Raw genomic sequence first — 23,102 nt, forward strand, 5'->3', positions numbered from 1 at the left:
GTTCAAGTTCGAGTTCATATTCAGGTTCAAGTTGTATTTTTTTAGTTTTAAAGATTAACAGCCTTAATAGGTCTTGTTTTGCGGCTTGTTGTATCTTTGTGCTCTATTAAAACTGAAATCATGATAGCAAATTTCTTTTTGGCAATGCCAGGCTTATGGAGTATCATACTAATTGTAGTAGTGATTCTTCTTATTTTCGGAGGTAAGAAAATACCAGAATTGATGCGCGGTCTAGGCGGCGGAATCAAAGAATTTAAAGAAGCCTCGAAAGAGGACGATCATAAAAAAGAGGATTCTAAAAATCTGAACAACTAGTTAAAGGCACTAGAAACAAAAAATCCGCATCATTTTGAAATGATGCGGATTTTTTGTTGTTACAAACTGATGTTAGCCTTCCTCTTTATCTACAAACTTCACACTTTTCAAAATAGCTTCTATTTCAAATAAGTAATTGCGCTGCTTACTGCTCGGGGCACTTACATATCCTTCTATGATCAACCAGTTGTCTTTTTCTTTATTGTAAATCGCATAGTTGACAAATGGTCCTGCCATAAACATGTTTTTTACTTCCCAAGTTCCCTTGGTTTCAAAGGCAAAATTTCCATCGATCTGACTTTCATTTAGATAGGGTGAAAAAGCAGGCTCTGTCTGGAATGGGCCACCATCTGTTAAGATTTTAACTGCTCCTATAGAATCCCTCACCTTTACAATATCCATTACCGTACTATCACTGCGCTTAATTCTGTTGCGATCTACTTCATAAATCATCAAGTCCATAGTACCTTCATTAATACTTCTTCGCAACCAGAAAAAATTATTGTCTATTTCTCCGTTATAAGTAGCAAAATGATACGCTCGAGGTACAATGATTTCAAAGCCAAAACGCTCTGTCAACCTATCGGTATTCAAGGCGACTTTATCCATGAGGTATTGCTTGCGCTCTACTTCTCCTTGATTGAAAAGGGCAATCATGTTATCAGCATTTTCTGAGATCACCTGAGCGATTTCTTTCTTATTTTGACCTCTTACTATAATTCCCAACTGAGGGTTTGCATACACGTCTTTCTTAACACTCACCCCGCTGCTATCTGATTGTTTTAAGAGCAAATAATTACGTGACTTTTTAAGCATTCCTTTAAATGCCGTAGGTTTTACATGATTTAATGTAAATATGGGCTCTTCTCTCACGATACCGTCTAATGGCCTCGCAAACTCCTTTCTAATCGAATCTCCTAGGGGTCCATCCCAATCGTTATTTTCTATAACTACTAGGATATCGTTAAGTCTTCCCGCGCTATCTTGAACAACAATTGCTTGATCATTGCAACTTATAAAAGCCAGAGATATGGTGAGAATTAGGTATAATTTATTCATGTTACTTTAGTTTTAAAGTGACCCCTATTTTGAGGTCCTCTGACGTGGTAGGATTCATTTTGCGTATACTAGCAATAGATATGCCATATTTATTGGCTATTTTCCATAAGCTATCACCACTTTTTACTTGGTAAGAAGACGGTGTATCAGTAGGTAGTGAACTCGAGGTGATTACCGGGTTCCTAGAGTGGATGTACAGCCTTTGTCCAATGCGCAAATTATTACTTCTCAAGCTGTTCCATCGCTTGATTTCGCTCACCCTCACACCATATCTGTTGGCTATTTTACCTAGGTAATCTCCACTTTTAACTCGGTATACCGTTCGGCTTTCTGCTTTGAGAAGTTCTGGTATTGGTTTTTCTATTTTTTCAAATTCCGCTTTCGCGAAAGCGTACACAGCCTCCTCATTACTAACAAATTTTGCCGCGTCTCTTATAGGTAATCTCAAATTATAAGTTTTGCCCTCTACTACCGGGATGATATCCAATTTATAAGAGGGGTTATGAAATTGGATCACTTCCAGATCCTGATCGGTAAACTGAGCCACGTGTTCTAAAGAAATCATTCTTTTAACACTGATCGTGTCGGTAGCAATTGTTTTATATAAGGTCTGTTGTGGCTGAAACCCGTGCTCTGGTGCGTATTTAAACAAATACATCATCGCCTGAAAAGCAGGCACATAACCAGCCGTTTCTCGTGGAAGATACGGCCTGATGTTCCAGTAATTTTTATACCCACCGCTGCGGCGTATGGCTTTATTCACATTTCCTGGACCTGAATTATAGGCTGCCAAGACCAAGTCCCAATCCCCATAGATATTGTACAAACTGCGCATAAATTTACAGGCGGCTTGAGTAGATTTTATAGGATCCATGCGCTCATCTACATAAGAATTCACTTCCAGATCAAAACTACGACCTGTGGTAAACATAAATTGCCACAATCCTGTCGCTCCTACCCGACTCTTGATACGCGAGTCTAGAGCACTTTCTACAACGGCCAGGTATTTCATCTCCAAGGGGATATCGTACTGATCCAGATACGGTTCAAATAATGGGAAATAATAATCACTCAAAGTCATCAAGCGCTCCATATATACGCGTTGATAACTAAGCTTTTTATTGATAAGCTTTTCCAGTACTGGATTGTAATCTATCTGAAAAGGGGTGGTTTCATTGATGGCCGCTAGCCTTGCTTTAAGCGTGTCTGTAGGAAGTGTTTGTTTTACGGTTTCACTATAATCCATTTGCACCAATTCCTTATACATATAATCATATAAGTCATTGTTATACAGTTCATTAAGTAGGTTCTCGTCAAAATCGTCTGCCTCTGGATATAGCTTTAAAGGCGCTCCAGTCACCGCGGTATCCACTGCTATTTCTTGAACAGGTATTTCTATGACTACCTTTATTCCTAATTCTAGCGAATCCTTTTCAGCTTGCTGCTTTTCAAGCTCTTTATCAACAAGTACTTGTTCTAGAGTTCTTGTAGGGTCGTTCTTTACTTGCGCTGATAGCGGTAGAAGGCAAAAAGAGACAACGATTAGAAACAAAGCATATTTAATCATGTACGTTTTTTAGAATTTAAGAGGAATAACTACTTCTTCATTGCCGCAATACCAGGAAGTTCTTTTCCTTCCAGCATTTCTAGCATCGCGCCACCACCGGTAGACACATAGCTTACTTGATCCTCAAAACCAAACTGTTTTACTGCAGCTACAGAATCACCACCACCTACTAACGAGAAGGCACCGTTTTTTGTTGCCATCGCGACAGATGTACCTAAAGCAATCGTTCCTTTTGCAAAAGGTTCCATTTCAAATACTCCTGCTGGACCATTCCAAAGAATAGTTTTGGCACCTTGGAGTATGTTGTGGAACTCCTGACGAGATTTTTCACCTATATCAAGACCCATCCAGCCATCTGGAATTTCATTGATCGCAGATGTATCAATGGATGCCAATTCTGAAAAAGAATTGGCAATAACTACATCTACTGGTAAATGTATATTGGTATTAGTCTCCTTTGCTTTAGCAAGGATTTCCAGTGCTAGTTTTTGTTTATCGTCTTCTACTAGAGAGTCTCCTATTTTTCCTCCTTGAGCTTTGATGAAGGTATAAGCCATTCCGCCAGCAATGATCAGGTCATCTACTTTAGTTAATATGTTCTCGATGACGGTGATTTTAGAGGACACCTTTGCGCCACCTAAAATCGCTACCAATGGTCTTTCTGGAGTTTTCAAAACTTTATCGAGGCTTTGGATCTCCCGATTCATGAGCATACCAAAACATTTTTCTTTAAAGAATTGGGCAATTATTGCCGTACTCGCATGGGCTCTGTGAGCAGTACCAAAAGCATCATTGATATAGACATCGCCTAGTTGTGATAGCGCTTTCGCGAAAGCGGTATTTCCAGCAGTCTCTTCACTATAATATCTAAGATTCTCTAATAAAAGCACCTCGCCTGGTTCCAGATCTTGCGCTGCCTTTTGAGCCAGCTCTCCTTTACAATCTTCTACAAACTTTACCTGTACTCCTAAAATATCACTGGCCTTCTCTACTACATGACGCAGTGAAAACTCTTCTTCTCTATTCTTAGGACGACCTAAATGCGACATTAAAATCACTGAACCACCCTGTTCTAAAACATAAATAATGGTGTCTTTTGCGGCCTCAATTCTATTCGCATCAGTTACATTAAAGTCTTCGTCTAGTGGAACATTAAAATCTACTCGTATTAAAGCCTTTTTATTCTCAAAGTTAATTTGGTCTATAGTCATCTTACAATATTCAAAATGGATTAAAAACAAATATAACGGATATGTAATTACCACAAGAATTAATGGCATTTAAAGAATAGCAAAATAAATAGTCCTTATGGTAATTTCAAAGATCAATTATAACGTGTAGAAATATTTAGAAAAAGTATTTGATACCTAGAATTAACCTTCTAGGCATGATATTATTGAGTATTTCGGTTCTAGTAAAAGAATCTTGTAGTATTCTATTATTTGTACCAGATTGAAGGAAGTTAATAGCCAATAAACTAATATCCATAGTTTTTAATTTATTAGTGTATCTGAATTCAAAGTTCTGATTATTTAAAGTCTTACGGCTGTCAAGAGTGACATAATTGATTGAGTATTTTACATAATAATGTTTTAACAAGTTATGATCTACTTTAAAATTAACTGATCTAGCATTAAATATATTTGTTTCATTTTCTATTTCAAGCGTGTTTTTAGACCAAGCAACTGAGAGATTAAAATTTGGAAAACTTTTAAAGGTTGTTCTTAAATATGGAGAATATTGATAGGTTCTAGAAATGGCTTTTGAAAAACGATCATTTATAGATATATTTCTCTCATTCCATCTAAATTTAATATTATTTCCAAATTCAACCTTATCTAAAATGTAAGTGAAATTATTATTTGAATTAAAGTACCGCGCAGAATTACGCTGTAAAAAGTACTGATTGATTTGATTGATTTCTTCTAGATCTATTTTTGTATTAAAGCCTTGATCTTCTATTTCATAGGAGTTATTACTTGAAAAAGAATAGCTTTTAAGCAAATTAATATTGGAATATCTTAATTGAAAAATATGATTATGAGTATTAGATAAGTTAGTATCCCCTTGAGTTATGGAATAGTAATTTTGTACTCTTAGAGAAGTGTCCAACTGATCATCTGATGGTAAACGTATTTGCTGACGGTATTTAAATTGAAACTCATTTTTTGTGTTAGGATTGTAAACCAGCTCGGCTTTAGGTAAAATCATACCTTTCGAAACAGTATTTTTCACATCTCGATCAAAACTATTAGAGTAAAAAAAAGTGGAAAAGCCAACTAATACATCTATTTTACTTTTCTTGTAAAAATAAGACAGTCCATTATCTGATGTATAAGTCTCATTTGTGTAGTTACTTTGAAACACTTGGTCTAGCAAGATGTCATTTAATTCCAGTGCTTGAAATTGTTCAGAATCAACCTTTATATGTGAAAAACTATTACTAGAGCCGATTATTAGCTTGCTATAATCAGTTAAATGATAAAATACATTAACTGCCAATTTTGTTTTGAACTGATTTTTTATAAGTCTTTTATCTATAATAAAATCATCACTTTGTTGCCATGATATGACATCCTCTAAAAAAAACTCGTTACTTCCTAAAAGTCCATTAGAATCTCTTTTCTCAATTGAACTTTGAATACCATATGTTATATTAATTTTACTGTTGATTTTATCGGTTTGCTCTAAAAGACCGTTTATAATAAATTGATTCCTGTCATTTGTGGCTTTGTAATCTCTTGAAGTAATAGAGGAGTTAGAGAGCGTAGTGTTTAATGAGTTTTCATTATTAAAATTAAACATGAGCGCAAAAACACGCTCTTTATTTTCTGATTGTAAATAATTAGTTGTTCTTAAATAGATGTCACTTAACTTGGTTGTTGTATTTGAATTTGTGTTATCAAAACCGTTATTATTGAGAAAAGTTAAATTACTTTCTTCCTTTTTTAATGTAAAATGATCATTATAAGAAAAAAGGAAGTCCCAATCACTTTTCTTTGCTTTACGTCTTAATTGCATTAGATAAGACTGATCTTTAATTTCTAAGAATTCTTGATCAGAATCAAAAGAGCTTAAATTGTTTTGAGGCAATCTAAAAAGTTCTGAGTCAACTATTCTCATTGCAGAGTAATCGTTATAACCTAAAGTACTAATACCTAAGTTATTATTATTAATGATAATATTGTTTTGCTTTTTTATTTTGAAATTGAAAAGTGAAGCGTATAGTTTATAAAAGGCAGTGAAATCTGTTGCTATTTCTGCATCTCCAAATACAATTGCTTTTTTCTTGTTTTTTAAAATGAGATTTATGACCTGCTCGTTTGTGCGTCGGTCATTTTTAAGGATTTTAGACTTAGAATAATTAGAAATAATCTCTAATTTTTTTAATGCGTCTGCTGGTATATTATCAATACCTATCTTAGTTCCTCCACCAAAAAACGGTTCTCCTTCAACAAATAACCGACTAATTATTTGACCTTTAAAATACAAACTGCCATCAGGATTTATGGTCAAGCCAGGTATTTTTTCTAATAAATCTTTTAATTTTCGGTCATTAGGATCAATATAATTGCTCAAATTAAAGGAAGTGGTATCTGACTTTATTTCTATTTTAGGCTTAATATGTTTAATTACAATCTCACTAAGTTCATCATAATCTTCTGATAGAATAATTTTACTAGGTAAGAAAGGAGCTTTAAAAGTAATAACGGTATCAACGTATGACAAATGTTTAATTGCAATAGCATAAGAAATATCTTTTTTTACTGGTAAACTAAATTTACCGTCAAAGGAACTTATTGTAATATTAACAATTGAGGTTGTGTCTTTTGCTAAAGTGCATTTGATTACACCTTGGGAAATAGGCTGTAAATTACTATCAAAAAGACCCGATTTAACAGTTATTTGAGCACCAGAAACGTTAGATAGTAAGAGTATAAAAAATATGAGTCTTAACAATAGAAATTAATTGATGGTAAATTAGTAATTATTCATTGTTTTAAATAATAATTTATAGCTCCCTAACTGTAAAAAATATAAAACACTTATTTGTTGCCTGATATTATTAATCTCTTAGCAACCTTTCTCATGTCGCCTTTTTTTTCTAAATATTCTTTTACCGTAAACATTCTTTTTGCGCTCTCAATCATCACAACATCGTTAGATAGTGGTCTTAAATTTATATGAACTGCGATCATACTTATATTATTTTCTATTAATTCTAGAATAAGCCCTGGCAAACCTCCATATCCTGCTGGCCCATAAGGTACTGGGATTTCAGGAGTGAACCATGCATAGATAGGTTCAGAAGTTGAATTATGTTTAGAAGATAAACCCTTGTATTTTGCATAATAACATTTATAACCATCAATAGTTTTAGTTCTGGAATAGTCTATTTTCCAAGCATTTTGATGGTTTCTAGTTAAGGCAATCAAATCTCCTGCAAAATTTAATAAAGATGTATTTATTCCTGTTTTGTTGTTATAAGAATGCATCATATTATCATCCATCTGTGTAACACCAAAGTTTAACAAGTCATCTTCAGAATCCGCAACGAAGTGTGTGCTTCCATAAGATTTATCTCCTTGAAAACTAACAGAATACCTAGCCTCAGAAAGTAAGCTATCTATTTTTAAACTTTCTTTATACTCATTAGGATAACCATCTATAAATTCTTGGTTGTAAACCTTGTTTTTTATCCAATTTGCATGATATAAAACAGATCCCTCGTTCTTGTCTTTTAATAAAGACTCAGAAAGAGGGAATGTAAATAACATGAAAAGAATTATTGAAGTAATTATTTTCATTATTTAAAATTTGATTTACTACGTTAGTTAGCAGGTTCAATTGACGCACACATTCTTGCCTCACAAGTTCGACGATCTCTATTCCATCTTATCAGATCTCTATCGTTATATCCATCATTCATATCAATGTGATCAGCATAAGCTATGCATGCGTCCTCACAAGTTCCAAAATCTTCAACTACTAAATCGTTCGTATTTAAAGTAGCAAACCCACTACTCAACATAAATACTCCAGCAAGTGCTGCAAAAACTAATTTTCTCATAATAAAATGTTTTAAATGATTAATACGAGTGCTAAGAAACGAAGAAACGAAGAAACGAAGAAAATTCCTACTTTTATCTGAGGTGTTTTCTTAAAGAGGTGTTTTTTTTACTTTCTCTCTTACAAAACGGGAATTGAAATTATTTTTTTTCTTCATCTTTAAATTGCAAAGCCTAAAACAACTCCAAGGTAGTAGTTATTTAAGGTAATGTGGCAGTAGAGGCGGTAGCCTCAGAACCTACTTCTTTTGTTCTATTCATAAGTTTTGCTTTCATCCCTCTTCATTTCTTTTCCATTTGAGCATTTTTAATCTATAAGGATGTTTTTAAACGCCTAAAGAATTAAAGTTTTTGATTTTTTAAGCTTTCGAATAGAACGTAGCAAAGTATGCTTCACAAGTTTCCTGACCTACTGGGTTCCTCTTATATTTGCACTATGCAATATCAAGACGTTTTAGGACTGGAACATATCAAAAAGCACCTGCAATCTACGGTGCAAAACGATCGTATAGCTCATGCTCAGTTATTAGTAGGTCCCACTGGAAGCGGTGTTTTACCTCTCGCTGTTGCTTATGCAAGGCAGATTTTATGTGGTGCTTCTAATGAAAGTTGTCATGCACAGCTCAATAACCTAGCGCATCCAGATTTACACTTTTCTTTTCCCATGCCATCTTCTGTTGGAAGTAGTACTACAAAAGCAACATCAGATATATTCTTAAAGGAGTGGCGCACTTTTTTACTTTCTAACCCTTATGGAAGCCTCCCAGACTGGTATAAAGCCATCGATATAGAAAAAAAGAATGCTGAAATACGGGTAGCAGAAGCACAACTCATCATGAAAAAACTGAGCTTAAAATCTTATGAAGGAGGTTTTAAGGTAGTCATCATTTGGGGAGCTGATAAAATGAATACCGAAGCGGCCAACAAACTGCTCAAGCTTATAGAAGAGCCGCCAGCAAAGACGATTATCCTTCTTGTTGCCGAATCTGAGGATCGAATTATCAATACTATTAAGTCCAGGTGTCAAATTATCAATGTGCCTAAACTCCATGCTGCTGTTATCGCTCAAGGACTACAAAAAAACCTTCAATTATCTGAAAGTCAAAGTTCTACAGTTGCTAGACAAGCAGATGGAGATTACAGAAAAGCCGTACAGTTTTCACAAAATAGCGCTGAGGACCTACAATTTGAACAGTGGTTTGTGGAGTGGGTACGAACAGCTTTTGTAGCTAAAACAAAAATTACGGCTATCAACGACCTTATGGAATGGGCTGATAATATAGCCTCAGTCAACCGAGAAACGCAGATACGTTTTCTACTATATTGTATGGAATTCTTTAGACAAGCCATGTTGAAAAACTATCAAGCAGATACTGCTGTATATCTATCTCCTCAAAGCGGTTTTGACTTAAGTAAATTTGCCCCTTTTGTAGATGGAAATAGAATGATGGAAATACAGAAACAACTTCAAGAAGCCATTTATCATATAGAACGTAATGCAAATGGCAAGATTGTACTTACTGATTTGAGTATAGGAATGACGCGTATTTTACACTCTAAATAGGTCTATCATACCTATTTTAAGCTCTATATAGTTCAAAGCTAAGCACATTGTATTACATTAGATAAAAAAATGATGATGGCCTATTCTGGAATTATCCTTATTCTTATTTTTTTGATAGTTACTTATCTGCTGTCTGCTTATGAAAAGATGATGGATTGGAAAAAAACAGTGGAAGACTACTGTCATATGTATCAAGACGTATTTAATCCTATGCTTGTTAAGTTAAGTATCATTATCATCTTAGGCATAGAAATTACACTGAGTACCCTAATCGGTATTGCCTTATATGAAATTATAAGCGTTCAAAGTTTTTTCTACGCTCCATACGCATTTGTACTTTCAGGCTTTCTTATTATAATTTTGCTAGTTGGTTTGCGACTTATAAAAGATTACTCCGGATCTTCAGGATTAGGAATCTACTTTATCATTAGCATGATGGGACTCTTTTGGTCTCAATATATTTAACATCTATAGTAATTATTATTTGTATAAGTAAAAACTATAGATTTTCAAGCAAAATCATGCGTTTTAAGCTGGTTTAAAGGAAATAGGAACAAAGATGTTGTTTAACTAAAAAAGCGCTTTTAAATGGTTTTAAAAGCGCTTTTTTAGTATGTAAGTGATGGAGCTGGGTTCTTTAGTACTCATTGCGATCAAATTAGAGAGGAAACCAATGAACGTTCCAGATAAAAAGGGAAAAAGTGATTTTTTATATTTAGAGGATAACATCGAAACATAAAAACTATCAAACCACATAGGTTGCATTTTTATAATTTCAAATTCCTTTTCAAATAACCTTCTTACCGCTTTTTTATTAAAGTGAAATAAATGTCTAGGCACATCATAGCCTGCCCAATACTTTCCATAAAACTTAGCATCATAGGATTCGTAATTAGGTAAGGCTAGAATTAAAACACCATTGGGTTGCAACAGCTCAAGGATTTTTTCTTTCTGTTTTTCTACATCTAGAACATGTTCTAATACATGATACATAGAAATTAAATCAAAAGAGTGTGGGTCAAATACTTCAAGGCTTGCATGCAAATCAATTCCCTTTTCTTGAGCTACCAACCTTGCCTTAGCACTAGGTTCAAAACCGGTACTGTCCATTCCGCAATTTTCTAATGCTCTAACCAGGTCTCCTACCCCAGCACCTATATCCAAAACCTTCCCTTGTAAAGCAAATTTCTTAATTAAGGAAGTCTTTGACTTTAAATTAAAACCCTTAGCAACATTATAGCATCGAGCAAAAAAAGAAGTGGAAGTATCATCATGAGAAAGATAATCTTCACTTTCATAATATGGATCTAACACCTTTGGTTGAGGAGTGGTTTTTATCAATTCTGTATCTGGATCCTGATACAGCTCAAACTTTTCCTGGGTCAGAAAGTAGTCGTTAAGTGTCAGAAAGTGTTTGGAGAAATTCAAATTCATTAATTGTTTCACGTGAAACTATCGGCCCATGTGTACTAATAACACAGAAATATCACTTGGCGAAACACCGGAAATACGACTCGCTTGTGAAACCGTCACTGGCTGTATTTTCGTTAGTTTTTCCCTAGCCTCATAAGAAAGTGACTTGATGCTTTTAAAATCATAGTTAGAAGGGATCTTTACATTTTCTAATCTGTGGAGTTTATCTGCATTGTCTTTTTCCTTAGAAATATACCCTGCGTACTTTACATGAACCTCTACCTGCTCCAGAATATCATCATCCAATTCGTTCTCATCTAAATAAGTCTTTACCTGAGAAATAGTTTTAATATCCTCCAAGTTGATCTGCGGACGAGAAAAGACTTTAAATAACTTGTCATTTTGGGTGACTACTTTACTTCCTTTTGACTCAAGCAACGGATTCATTTCCTTATAATCATAACTGGTATCACGTAAAAACTGAACCATTTTTTCTGATTCATTAGCTTTCCGTTCTACGCGATTCAAAGCTTCATCGGTGACGATTCCTAACTCTACCGCTCTAGGTGTTAATCTTAAATCGGCATTATCTTGTCTTAAAAGTGTTCGATATTCAGCACGAGAAGTAAACATTCTATAAGGCTCCTCGGTTCCTTTTGTAATCAAATCATCTACAAGAACACCTATATACGCTTCGTCTCTTTTAAGTATAAAAGACTCTTCCTCTCTGATTTTACGCACGGCATTTATACCCGCCATTAACCCCTGAGAGGCGGCTTCTTCATATCCAGTAGTACCGTTAATCTGACCCGCAAAATACAAATTGCTAATCAACTTGGTTTCTAGTGTATGCTTTAATTGTGTAGGCGGAAAATAGTCATACTCAATAGCATAACCTGGTCTGAAAAACTTCACCTTTTCAAATCCTACCACACTGCGCAATGCTTTAAACTGAACATCTTCTGGCAAAGAGGTACTGAACCCATTTACATACACCTCACAAGTATTCCATCCCTCTGGTTCTACAAATATTTGATGCCTGTCTTTGGTTGCAAAACGATCTATTTTATCTTCTATACTTGGACAATACCTAGGACCTACAGATTTAATTCTACCATTAAACATAGGAGATCTATCAAAACCTTCTCGGAGTAAATCGTGTACCTCTGGACTGGTGTAGGTCATATGACAATCCCGCTGATGTTTTAACGAGCTGGTCAAGTTGCTGTAACTAAACTTTGACGTAATCGCATCACCCGGTTGAGGCTCCATTCTGCTATAATCTAAAGACCTTCCATCTACCCTTGGCGGAGTCCCTGTTTTCATCCTTCCAGACTCAAAACCTAACTCTACTAATTGACCTGTAATTCCTGTAGAAGCTCTTTCACCCGCTCGACCTCCGCCAAAGTTCTTATCCCCTATATGAATTAAACCATTAAGAAAAGTTCCATTAGTGAGCACCACTGCTTTAGATCTAATTTCAATACCTAAAGAGGTGCGCACGCCTACAACTTTTTCGCCTTCGATGATCAACCCTAAAACCATTTCCTGATAGAAATCCAATAGCGGAATAGCTTCCAACTGCATTCTCCATTCCTCAGAAAATCTCATGCGATCATTTTGAGTTCTTGGCGACCACATCGCAGGACCTTTAGATTGATTGAGCATTTTAAATTGAATGGCACTCTTGTCAGAAACAATACCACTCAATCCTCCTAACGCATCTATCTCCCGAACAATTTGCCCCTTTGCAATGCCTCCCATCGCAGGATTACAAGACATCTGCCCTATGGTTTCCAAATTCATAGTAACCAATAAAGTTCTAGAACCCATGTTGGCAGCGACAGCCGCGGCTTCACTCCCAGCGTGTCCAGCACCTACTACTATTACGTCGTATTCCTTATCAAACATTTTTTATTGTTTCACGTGAAACATACCGATTTTTTCATTTTCCTTATCCCGCATTAATTGCGCCTCAGCCTCCGACTTGTCTCCATAACCACAAAGATGTAAAAGGCCATGTGCCATTACCCTATGCAATTCGTTTATTACACTCACACCAAAACTACTGGCATTCTCCTTAACTCTATCCGTACTGATATATATTTCACCATTAATTAACCCCTCCTCACAATAATCAAAAGTGATGATATCTGTAAAGGTATCATGATTTAAATAGTCCTGATTGATCTTTAACAAAAACTCATCAGAGCAAAAAACATACGAAATTTCTCCTATGGTCTTTGATTCCGACTCGGCAACTAACTCCAACCACCTGGTATAAGTCCACTCCTCTATAGGTTCGAAATCATTCTGATAATTAAATTCAATCATTAACTTTAAAATAGTCCTTTACCTTATTGAGATATTGAGGCTGCAAAGGTAATACTTGTCTATTTAAAATCTCCTTGTTATTGAAGTACTTAGAAGCTTCAAGAATTTGAGCGTTAATGTTATTAATAAATTCCCGAGTATTCGTTCGTGCCTCTCTTTTATTCTCCTCACCCTGCTCTAATCCAGCATCTTGTAATTTCAACAAATCCTGCTGTATGTCCATCATTCTTTGTTGTACTTCTCTATTAAAGCCTTGATCCAAAAGTTGCCGCTCCACGGCTTTCATTTTATCTGTGATATCTCCTACCTTTTCTTCTAAACCTTCTCGCCTTATCATGTCTTCCAAATCATTACGCAACTCTTGCTGCTGCTTGTAGATTTCATATATACGCTTTGATTCTTCTTCGCTTTCTCTATAACGTTGACTGTCGCCTTCCTGCCTTGCACCGCCAACAGCATTACCTGAACCATTCTCACCCGAGCTTCCGCTTTTTCCTCCACTACCTTCTGCTTCACCAGCATCTCCATCTTCTCCAGACTGCCCACCTTCACCACTTTTACCCGACTCCCCTGATTCACCCCCTTCACCACTCTCACCGTTTTTACCAGTCGCTCCTGACTCACCGCTTTCACCAGAGGACCCTTTCTCCCCCTCTTTACCTTCCTCACCATCCGAGCCTGGTTGATCTCCTTCACCAGATTTGGAAAGACTCTCTTGCTTCTTAATAATGTTGGGTAATTGAAACCCCGGACCTCCATCCTTTGATTCTCCCATTCCTGGCATAGGTATCGCATTGTTCATAGCGTCTAACGAATTACTAAGCATCACTGCCAGTGTATTGGCGCCCTTAAATACAAATTGCTGAGAACCTTGACCCTCTTGCATTTGAAACTCCGCCATCTGTTCCAATGATTTTTCTAGGTAATAATAAATCCCTGTAACCTCCTTATTAATTTCCTGACCTATTTTCGGATTGCGCGCTGCCAAAGCAAATAGACTGTCGTCTACATGTTCAAAAGCTCGCTCTAAATCCTTTTGCGCTTTAAGCTTGTTACCCAGATTAGGACTGAGCCTATTCATTTGCTTCATAGACTCCATAAGCGCCTCTTCTTCTATAGAGAATACCATCAAATTATCTAATATTTGACGCAAACTTTCAGCATCTTCTTTTTCACCTTCTTGAGACATAGCAGACATTTGTGAAGCCATACTTGCCGCTTGTTGTTGCATTTTTTGAGCTGCTTTCTTCTGTTTCTTTTTAGCTTCAGCTATTTTAGATTTTTTTAAATCCTGACTAGCTTTCTCTTGCTCTTCTATAATTTCTTGAGATTCTTCAGGCTCAAAATCCATGTTCAAGGGTTTCTTAAGACCGTCATTTTCATCTTCCAATTCCTTCAATTCCTTTTCCCAATCTTTATACTCTTCGTTAAGCTTATCTTGATCTTCCTTTTTATTATCTGAACCCTCCTTTTCTGATTGCTCCTTCTGCTTTTGAGCTATCTTTTCTAGTTCTCTTCCCAACTGCTCCAACTTTTGCTTTACATAATACCTTTTGGTGAGCTCTACGAGCTGCTCTAAATTTCTCTTCTGCTGCTTGGCCCTTTTCTTAGACTGGTCCATCTTCTCTTTTAATTCCTCTGGAGAAAGTTTATCCTGATACTCTCGAAGTTCTTTAAGCAACTCTTCATTCTTTTTTAATTCTTCAGCACTCTTCTGCATTCGATCTTCCAACAGTTCCTTCATTGGGTCCTTTTGCGCAGTTGACTTTTGAAGATTATCTTTCATCTTCTCCAGTTCTTGACGCATTTTTTGCTCTTGCTGCTGTTGATTCTTTAAGGCTTGATCTAGACTGCGCTTATCATTAAAACTGCGATCCTTTTTTTGAAGTTGATCTTTGGAGATGTCATCCAACTTCTCCTGTTGGATTTGTTGCTCTTTTACGGCTTCCTCTAATTTGGAAAAGGATTCCTTTTGCTTAGCAAATTGTTGATCCTCAAGCTCTTCATTAGATGACTTGCGGTAAGAAAAAACTTCAGATATAGTAGATTTATAGTTGTTAACTATATCATTATCAATGACTTCAAAATATAATTGATAACTTGATCCCGATTTTAAAGGAATATCGCCAGGAAACCTGAGTAAAAACTGGTCAAAAGTACCCCGATTGGCACCCAAGTCGTAACTCTTAATCTTCGAAACATCTTCTGACGGATAATACACCAATTGTGTCTTACGTATACCATAATCATCGGCAACTTGACCTTTAAAGTACATTACGTCCGATTCTATAGAATCTCTCTTCATTTCTACATCCAATTCTGGATACTCATCTTTAACCACATCAATTTTGAAATTAAGAGTTTCGTATTCTTTGATATAATCATTAGAAGTGGATATGGCGTATTTAAATGGTTGCATTACCGCTTTCGCGAAAGTGAAACTACCATCCACCTCCTTGAACCTGTTCCTGTCTTCCTGGGTATTAAAGCCTACATGAGTAGTTTTTGTTGCATTCAAAGTCCAAGTAATTTGAGTTCCTTGTGGAACAATTGCATTACCCGTACTTGCCAATTTCTCATCTGCTTTACCTGTGTGAGGTGGGTAATTCAAAAAAAGTTCAAAACCATTGATAACAGGAACATCGTCTACATTTAAAACGTACTTCTTGCTCATCACCTCGTTTGCAATCAACTGAAATTGAATAGCTTCTAAAGGTTTAGAAAATATAAAACTGAATGTTCCCGGAGCTTCGGGAGTCAAAAAATAAGTCTGATCGTTATAATTAATAGTGACATTCTCTGGGATTTTACGCCCACTTACCTGTACCTGAAGCTTAAAATCCCTCCGTTGCAAAGTAGTCAACTCTTTATTGATAACGGAAAAAGTAAAAGGCGCTGGCGGAATGTACTCGTTATTGAAGTCGGCAACCCGTTTTGCACCATCTGTTAGTACTTCATTATTTCCTGTAAAAAATAGGCCCGCTATAATAGCAACAGGAATGGCTAAGTACGGTAAAAACTTTTTGTTCTTTTTGTAATCTATAGCAAGGCTGAAAGGAATGGGTTTAAGGTCCTCACTCTTTTGATTGATACTCGCCCATGTCAACTCATCATCTCCCCCATTTTGATGAAGCTGTAGCACATTGATCAATTTATCAGAAACTTCAGGAAAATGGGCTCCAATAATTGTACTTGCATCTCTAAAATTAATTCCTCTAGACAATTTCCATAGTCGCGCTAGCGGAACCCCAACAAAGCGAATCAAAAGAAATAGTTCCATGATCATAAATAAACCAAACAAAATAGTTCTTCCCAACGGATTGAGCCATAAGAAATACTCGATAACTACAGTTACTAAAAAATACAACAGGCCTAGAGCAGCAAATAAAATCACTCCGCGTATTAAAGCGTTGCGGTAGTATTTACTGATAAATCGTTGGAGCTTTTGCTCTATAATCTCAAAGTTTGTCATGGCTTATATAGTCGCGTACTTACCGTAAATATAACGGATTAGAACGACCTTTATGATATGTGAGTGACCATGGATTAAAAATTGATCCTAAGACTTGGCATAGCGTTTATGATAAGTCCATTCCGCAGAGTGTTCTAAGAGATCATTAACAATTGAAGTAATCGTTAGTATAGTAGAATTACGTAATGCTCAGGTTGCGTCCCTTAAGATTGCAAGTCGTCTAAATAAAAACATCATAAAACATAAGATTGGTTCTTTAGCCAAATGAAACCCTACTAGGTTGTTCTCGGCTCTTTCTTACTCCTAACTAATCCATATCTTTGCAGCACATTAAAAAATGCTAAGAAATGAGTACAGATGTACGTGTAAGATTTGCTCCTAGTCCCACGGGGCCACTTCATATAGGTGGTGTAAGAACAGCGCTTTTCAACTATTTATTTGCCAAAAAGCACAACGGAACCTTTATCCTACGTATAGAAGATACCGATCAAAACAGGTATGTAGAAAGCGCGGAAGAGTATATAATAGAAGCATTGAACTGGTGTAATATTCCTTATGATGAGGGACCAGGAAAAGAAGGCAATTGCGGACCTTACCGTCAGAGCGAGCGCAAAAACATGTACCGAGCTTATGCTGAAGAATTGGTGGAAAAAGATGCCGCTTATTATGCATTTGACACAGCTGAAGAATTAGCGCAAGCAAGAGCTAGTTGTGAAGCAACTACCGAGACCTTTATTTATAATCATAACAATAGATTGAACTTTACTAACTCTTTAACTTTAAATCCAGAAGAAGTAAAAAAGCGATTGGATCGCGGTGATGAATTTGCGGTGCGTTTCAAGCCAGAATTAAAAATCTTAAACATGTACGACGAAATCCGTAAAGGAATAGAAATCGATACTGCTTTACTAGATGATAAAGTTCTTTTTAAAAGTGATGGTATGCCTACTTATCACCTAGCAAATGTGGTAGATGATCATACCATGAAGATTTCTCACGTTATTCGTGGAGAAGAATGGCTGCCTAGCATGGCTTTGCATGTATTGTTATATGAGAGTTTTGGTTGGGATCGACCTAAATTCGCACATTTACCCTTGATATTAAAACCTACTGGTAAAGGAAAATTGAGTAAGCGCGATGGAGACAAAATGGGGTTTTCTGTATTTCCATTGGAGTGGAAAGACCCTCAAACTGGTGAGGTTTCAACTGGATTTAGAGAAGATGGCTTTCTACCAGAAGCGATGGTAAACATTTTAGCATTTTTAGGTTGGAATCCTGGATCAGATCAAGAGATATTTAGTTTAGAAGAATTGGTTCAAGCTTTTAGCCTAGCTAAGGTCAACAGCTCTGGTGCAAAGTATGATCCTGAAAAGGCAAAGTGGTTTCAACAACAATGGTATGTACATCAAGATGATGCTGTTGTAGGTGCCGCTTTCGCGAAAGCGTTACAAGAAAAAAACATCCCTTACGGTTCTAAAGATTATGTAAGCATAGTCGCTGGAATGGTAAAGGAACGAGCTGTATTTACAAAAGATTTATTTGAGCTGGCTGGATTCTTTTTCACAGCGCCACCTAATTATGATGAAAAAGCAGTAAAAAAATCTTGGAAAGAAGACACGAATCAAATCATGTCTGACGTCATTCAAGTGATAAAAGGTACCGAAGATGATACTGCTGCTGGATTAAGTACTGCAATTAAAGGCTGGATTACTTCTCAAGAAATGGGATTTGGTAAAGTGATGATGCCCTTAAGACTAGCACTAGTTGGTAGCCTTATGGGACCAGATGTATTTGAAATTGCTGCCATAATAGGTAAAAAAGAAACTATAAGTCGGATCAACACGGCGAAGGAAAAATTGGGATAACCCTTTTTACACCAATAAGAAGCCTGCTAAAATTAAGTTACGGATCATGGGTACATAATAGTAATGTAACTGCTCTTAGCTTCGGGACTTTCCACTTTATCCACCCCTATGTGTCCATTTCAAAATTTATAAAGAATCCTCTAGTAGTTCTTATGCATAGCTCATAACAACCGAAGCAAACAACACGGATAAAAGGAACGTATTCTTCATAATAACTGTAACAAACAGAACAAACATAGTAATTAGCTATAATAAACGAGTGCTATCCGTTTTATAATAGGATCTTACTGCCTTAATAAGGCATAACTTGATTATATTTATAGATAATTATTATTAACCTTTATAAATAAACACCATGGGCGGATTTGGAATATTTCTAATACCTGTATTACTAGTGATCGGATTTTTTTTATTAGTAGGCACATTTTTCACCGTAAAACAACAAACTGCTGCAGTAGTAGAGCGTTTTGGTAAATTTACCACAATGCGACAATCGGGATTACAACTTAAAATACCCGTAATTGATAAAATAGCTGGGAGGATCAATTTAAAAATCCAACAACTCGATGTAATTGTAGAGACCAAAACTAAAGATGATGTATTTGTTCGTCTTAAAATTTCGGTACAATTTCAAGTAAGAAGAGAAAAAGTATACGATGCATTTTATAGACTTCAGAATCCGCATGATCAGATTACCGCTTATGTATTTGATGTAGTGCGTGCCGAAGTTCCTAAAATGAAACTGGATTACGTGTTTGAAAAGAAAGATGATATTGCGATTGCTGTAAAACGCGAATTAAACGAAGCCATGATGGATTATGGTTACGACATCATTAAAACACTTGTAACGGACATTGATCCTGATATACAAGTAAAGGCAGCTATGAATAGAATTAATGCCGCAGAGCGCGAGAAAACAGCTGCTGAATACGAAGCAGAAGCAGATCGTATCAAGATAGTTGCAAAAGCACGTGCAGAAGCAGAGTCCAAACGTCTACAAGGGCAAGGTATCGCAGATCAACGACGTGAGATCGCTCGAGGTTTGGAAGAAAGTGTGGATGTGCTTAACAATGTTGGTATCAATTCTCAAGAAGCGAGTGCATTGATCGTTGTTACGCAACATTATGACACGCTTCAGTCTATTGGTGAAGCAACACAGTCCAACTTGATCCTACTTCCTAACTCACCACAAGCAGGTAGCGATATGTTGAATAACATGATTGCAAGCTTTACTGCTAGTGCTCAGATAGGAGAACAGATGAAAAAAACAAATGCTACCAAAGAAGCAAAAGTGAAAAGAGAATCTCGATCTCAAAGAGACGATTCAAACTATGAAGAAGATCGGAATAAAGAATAATCTTTGATAAACACTCATTTATAAAAAACATAAACGCGATCCTTTCAGATCGCGTTTATTATGATTTATCTTTTTAAAAGAAGTTACTTTTTTGAGCCTAAAAGCTTATCCACTATTTTAAGAACCACTGCTTTTTTAGCTATAGAACTAATGATATTTGTTAATATTGATGCGGCAGACAGTCTATCTTTAACTTCATTTACTTGAAGCTTCATCATCTCTTGTTGTACTTGTTGCTGCAGTTTAAGATATCTTAAATCGCTATCTATCTCTTCAAAACTATTATATACCCTCATGATTCTTTAGCATTTTTATCTTCATTATGATTAAAAAATTGGGTGCTTGCTTTTTTTACTAAAATCTTTTCTAAAGTTCCCTTCATAAAAAAAGAACATATAATCATTACAAAAAGATAAAAACCACCCACTATTAAATATCCTAAAGCGGTACTATCCAATAACTCACCTAGGAACATAGCTAAAGCTAGGCTTAAAAAAAATAACGCAATAAGAAGAAAAAAACTTAAAATGAGTTGGTAACTTCCAGCTACGACCCCTTTCATAATTTTTTTAAAAAGATCTAATTTATGATAGCGTATCGAAGATTCTATGTAATCCTCGGCAGCCTTAGTAAATTCTCGAAAATTATCAGATAAGTTAGTTCCCAAAATATAGATTTATGCTTTCTCTTTTGAAGCGTTTGACTTTTGCAATTTTGCATTTTGTTCACGTAATTGCTCGAGTTTAGCTTCTAATGCTAATATAGCTTCATCGGCCTTATAACTTGCGCTAGATAAAGCTGTTTCGATACGATCCTCTATACTGCCTTTTAATTCTGTAGCTGTAGAATTTAAAGAAGACGTAAATTGAGCAGCTTTTTGTGAAACTTCTGCATAAGTTTTACGAGCTTGTTCGTCCATATCTCGCTGAGCTTTTCGAGCTTGCTTTTTAATCTTCTTTCTAGTTTTCTCTCCACTCTCTGGTGCATACAACAATCCGGCTGTAGCTCCTATTGCCGCGCCTACGGCTAATGCTATTAATGTAGTTGCTGATTTAGACATGTTTTCCATTTTTTACGTTGAACTCAAAGATACTTGTAAACCACACCCATCTAAGTTAATAACGAGTTAAGCTTAGAGGTATTAATATTAAATCATTCCTAATTAAGTAATATTAACCATAAATTTAGTTAAATTTATGCATATTTGATAACATACTATCAAAAAAGCTCACTTGTAGGTGAGCTTTTTGTTGTCGCATAACTTTATTTTTCATTCGGCAGTAGGTACCGGTTTTTTTACCTGTAAAAGTTAGGGCATACCCTTTTGTCACAGTAAAGTAGGAAGCGGTACCTCCTCTATATCCCTTGATCTACGTATCTAACTTCGCCCACGTATCCCTTAAGGTTACTGTACGATTGAATACCATTAGATCTTCAGTACTATCTGGATCTACACAAAAGTATCCCATACGTTGAAACTGTACCGTATCTCCTGCCGCTAAGTTTTTCATAGCAGGCTCTGCCATAGCTGTAATCACTTCCAATGATTCTGGATTAACAAATTCCATAAAATCTTTTTCCTTATCTGTATCAGGTGACGCAACGGTAAATAAGCGGTCGTAAAGTCTTACTTCCACTGGTAATGCATGAGCAACACTCACCCAGTGCAGGGTTCCTTTAACTTTACGCATACTAGCGTCTGTGCCACTACTGCTGCGAGAATCTGGATCATATGTAGCATGAATTTCTGTAATATTACCGTCAGCATCTTTAATACACCTTTCCCCTTTTATGATATAGGCATTTTTAAGGCGTACTTCTTTTCCATTCTTAAGTCGGAAAAACTTCTTGTTTCCTTCCTCTTTATAATCTTCTCGTTCAATAAAGACCTCCCTTGAAAAGGGAACTTCTCTATACCCTCTAGACACATCTTCCTGACTATTCTCTGCCTCTAACATTTCCACTTTCCCCTCTGGATAGTTGGTAATTATCAATTTAATAGGATCAAGAACACACATAACTCGATCTGCAGCCTTATTCAAATCATCGCGTAAATGAAATTCCAAATGATTCATATCTACTAGATTATCTCGTTTACCTATACCTATAGATTCTGCAAAATTTTTAATTGCATTTGCGGTATAACCCCGACGACGCAATCCGGAAATCGTAGTCATACGCGGATCATCCCAGCCTGTAACAATTCCTTGTTCTACTAGTTGCTGGAGTTTTCGCTTACTGGTAACTGTATGAGAAACGTTTCTACGAGCAAATTCTCTTTGTTTAGGACGAAGCTTATTAGGAGCTACAATTTGATCTAAAAACCAATCGTATAACTCTCTGTGGGGTAGAAATTCTAAGGTGCAAAAAGAATGAGAAATTTGTTCTAAATAATCACTTTCCCCATGTGTCCAATCGTACATAGGATAAATCTTCCAGGCTTCCCCTGTTCTATGATGTGAGCGATTTACTACTCGATACATGATGGGATCACGCATCAACATATTAGTGGACTGCATATTTATTTTGGCTCTTAAAACATGCTCTGACTCCCCATACTCACCATTTTTCATTCCTTTAAAAAGCGCTAGGTTTTCCTCTACACTTCTATCGCGAAAGGGTCCGTTTACACCTGGTTGTGTCGGTGTTCCTTTTTGATCGGCAATTTCTTCACTGGACTGAGAATCTACATAAGCTTTACCATCTTTTATCATTTGAACGGCCCAATCGTATAATTCTTGAAAATAGTCTGATGCAAAACACAGCTCATCCCATTGATAACCTAGCCATTCCACATCCTTTTTAATGGCATCTACGTATTTAGCTTCTTCCTTTGCAGGATTAGTATCATCAAAACGCAAGTTCACCGGTTGACCAAACTTCTCTCCTAACCCAAAATTGAGACATATAGCGCTTGCGTGCCCAATGTGCAAAAACCCATTAGGTTCTGGTGGGAAACGAAAACGCAATTTATCTTTAGAAAGCCCATTATTCAAATCATCTTCAATAATGTCTTCTATAAAATTATTAGGTTTTTTATCTTCACTCATTTGTATCCTTTTTACCAATACAAATTTACTGTTTATT

The 23,102-nt window shown here is 36.1% G+C and carries 19 protein-coding genes; 5 read left to right on the forward strand and 14 right to left on the reverse strand.

What is annotated here, in order from left to right:
* The first annotated feature begins 120 nt into the window (after positions 1-120).
* Positions 121-315 carry a twin-arginine translocase TatA/TatE family subunit gene (gene tatA, locus KG732_RS03980; RefSeq protein WP_292892441.1) on the forward strand — a complete coding sequence of 65 codons (195 nt, stop codon included), beginning with the start codon at positions 121-123 and terminating at the stop codon, positions 313-315.
* A 72-nt stretch (positions 316-387) separates the two neighbouring features.
* Here the strand turns inward: tatA and KG732_RS03985 are convergent, their stop codons facing one another.
* The 6 genes from KG732_RS03985 to KG732_RS04010 form a co-directional block, all read right to left on the reverse strand.
* Complete coding sequence (locus tag KG732_RS03985) at positions 388-1,374, reverse strand: DUF4837 family protein (RefSeq protein ID WP_213521077.1); 987 nt, start codon at positions 1,372-1,374, stop codon at positions 388-390.
* 1 nt (position 1,375) lies between these two features.
* Positions 1,376-2,941 (reverse strand): lytic transglycosylase domain-containing protein, encoded by a 1,566-nt coding sequence (locus tag KG732_RS03990; RefSeq protein ID WP_213521078.1) that lies wholly within the window; start codon positions 2,939-2,941, stop codon positions 1,376-1,378.
* A 29-nt stretch (positions 2,942-2,970) separates the two neighbouring features.
* Entirely contained in the window at positions 2,971-4,152 is a 1,182-nt protein-coding gene (gene pgk / locus KG732_RS03995) for a phosphoglycerate kinase (RefSeq protein WP_213521079.1), read from the reverse strand.
* Positions 4,153-4,288: 136 nt separating this feature from the next.
* On the reverse strand, positions 4,289-6,901 hold the full coding sequence (locus tag KG732_RS04000) for a hypothetical protein (RefSeq protein WP_213521081.1): 2,613 nt from the start codon (positions 6,899-6,901) through the stop codon (positions 4,289-4,291).
* A gap of 86 nt (positions 6,902-6,987) precedes the next feature.
* Positions 6,988-7,749: a GLPGLI family protein gene (locus KG732_RS04005; protein WP_213521082.1), complete on the reverse strand. Its 762-nt coding sequence runs from the start codon at positions 7,747-7,749 to the stop codon at positions 6,988-6,990.
* 23 nt (positions 7,750-7,772) lie between these two features.
* Entirely contained in the window at positions 7,773-8,012 is a 240-nt protein-coding gene (locus KG732_RS04010) for a hypothetical protein (RefSeq protein ID WP_213521083.1), read from the reverse strand.
* 434 nt (positions 8,013-8,446) lie between these two features.
* On the opposite strand from KG732_RS04010, the gene KG732_RS04015 reads away from it, so the two are divergent.
* Both KG732_RS04015 and KG732_RS04020 read left to right on the forward strand, forming a co-directional pair.
* Positions 8,447-9,574: a DNA polymerase III subunit delta' gene (locus tag KG732_RS04015; RefSeq protein WP_213521084.1), complete on the forward strand. Its 1,128-nt coding sequence runs from the start codon at positions 8,447-8,449 to the stop codon at positions 9,572-9,574.
* A gap of 69 nt (positions 9,575-9,643) precedes the next feature.
* A complete protein-coding gene (locus KG732_RS04020; protein WP_213521085.1) occupies positions 9,644-10,039 on the forward strand; it encodes a hypothetical protein in 396 nt (131 codons plus the stop codon).
* A gap of 129 nt (positions 10,040-10,168) precedes the next feature.
* Here KG732_RS04020 and KG732_RS04025 read toward each other — a convergent pair whose 3' ends face one another.
* Genes KG732_RS04025 through KG732_RS04040 form a run of 4 tightly spaced genes read right to left on the reverse strand, consistent with a single transcriptional unit; the run spans position 10,169 to position 16,793 of the window.
* Positions 10,169-11,008, reverse strand: coding sequence for a class I SAM-dependent methyltransferase (locus KG732_RS04025; protein WP_213521086.1), 840 nt, complete (start codon positions 11,006-11,008; stop codon positions 10,169-10,171).
* Positions 11,009-11,026: 18 nt separating this feature from the next.
* Positions 11,027-12,898, reverse strand: a complete 1,872-nt coding sequence (gene mnmG / locus KG732_RS04030; RefSeq protein ID WP_213521087.1) for a tRNA uridine-5-carboxymethylaminomethyl(34) synthesis enzyme MnmG — start codon at positions 12,896-12,898, stop codon at positions 11,027-11,029.
* A 3-nt stretch (positions 12,899-12,901) separates the two neighbouring features.
* Positions 12,902-13,321, reverse strand: coding sequence for an rRNA maturation RNase YbeY (gene ybeY / locus KG732_RS04035; RefSeq protein ID WP_213521088.1), 420 nt, complete (start codon positions 13,319-13,321; stop codon positions 12,902-12,904).
* Positions 13,314-16,793 carry a hypothetical protein gene (locus tag KG732_RS04040; protein ID WP_213521089.1) on the reverse strand — a complete coding sequence of 1,160 codons (3,480 nt, stop codon included), beginning with the start codon at positions 16,791-16,793 and terminating at the stop codon, positions 13,314-13,316. Before KG732_RS04040 ends, ybeY begins: the two co-directional genes overlap by 8 nt.
* Positions 16,794-17,140: 347 nt before the next feature.
* Between KG732_RS04040 and gltX the strand changes: the two genes are divergently transcribed.
* Positions 17,141-18,658, forward strand: a complete 1,518-nt coding sequence (gene gltX, locus KG732_RS04045; RefSeq protein ID WP_213521090.1) for a glutamate--tRNA ligase — start codon at positions 17,141-17,143, stop codon at positions 18,656-18,658.
* Positions 18,659-19,013: 355 nt separating this feature from the next.
* Positions 19,014-20,015, forward strand: a complete 1,002-nt coding sequence (locus KG732_RS04050; protein WP_213521091.1) for an SPFH domain-containing protein — start codon at positions 19,014-19,016, stop codon at positions 20,013-20,015.
* A gap of 83 nt (positions 20,016-20,098) precedes the next feature.
* Here KG732_RS04050 and KG732_RS04055 read toward each other — a convergent pair whose 3' ends face one another.
* From KG732_RS04055 to KG732_RS04070, 4 genes are all read right to left on the reverse strand, one after another.
* The gene (locus tag KG732_RS04055; RefSeq protein WP_213521092.1) at positions 20,099-20,311 is read right to left on the reverse strand and encodes a DUF6327 family protein; all 213 of its coding nucleotides are present in this window, start codon (positions 20,309-20,311) and stop codon (positions 20,099-20,101) included.
* Positions 20,308-20,682: a phage holin family protein gene (locus KG732_RS04060; RefSeq protein WP_213521094.1), complete on the reverse strand. Its 375-nt coding sequence runs from the start codon at positions 20,680-20,682 to the stop codon at positions 20,308-20,310. The genes KG732_RS04055 and KG732_RS04060 overlap by 4 nt, the downstream gene beginning before the upstream one ends.
* Positions 20,683-20,691: 9 nt before the next feature.
* Positions 20,692-21,075: a YtxH domain-containing protein gene (locus KG732_RS04065; protein WP_213521095.1), complete on the reverse strand. Its 384-nt coding sequence runs from the start codon at positions 21,073-21,075 to the stop codon at positions 20,692-20,694.
* A 310-nt stretch (positions 21,076-21,385) separates the two neighbouring features.
* A complete protein-coding gene (locus KG732_RS04070) occupies positions 21,386-23,065 on the reverse strand; it encodes a glutamine--tRNA ligase/YqeY domain fusion protein (RefSeq protein WP_213521096.1) in 1,680 nt (559 codons plus the stop codon).
* Positions 23,066-23,102: the final 37 nt, after the last annotated feature.

Origin of the sequence: Nonlabens sp., assembly GCF_018401815.1 — a bacterium.
Classification (GTDB): domain Bacteria; phylum Bacteroidota; class Bacteroidia; order Flavobacteriales; family Flavobacteriaceae; genus Nonlabens.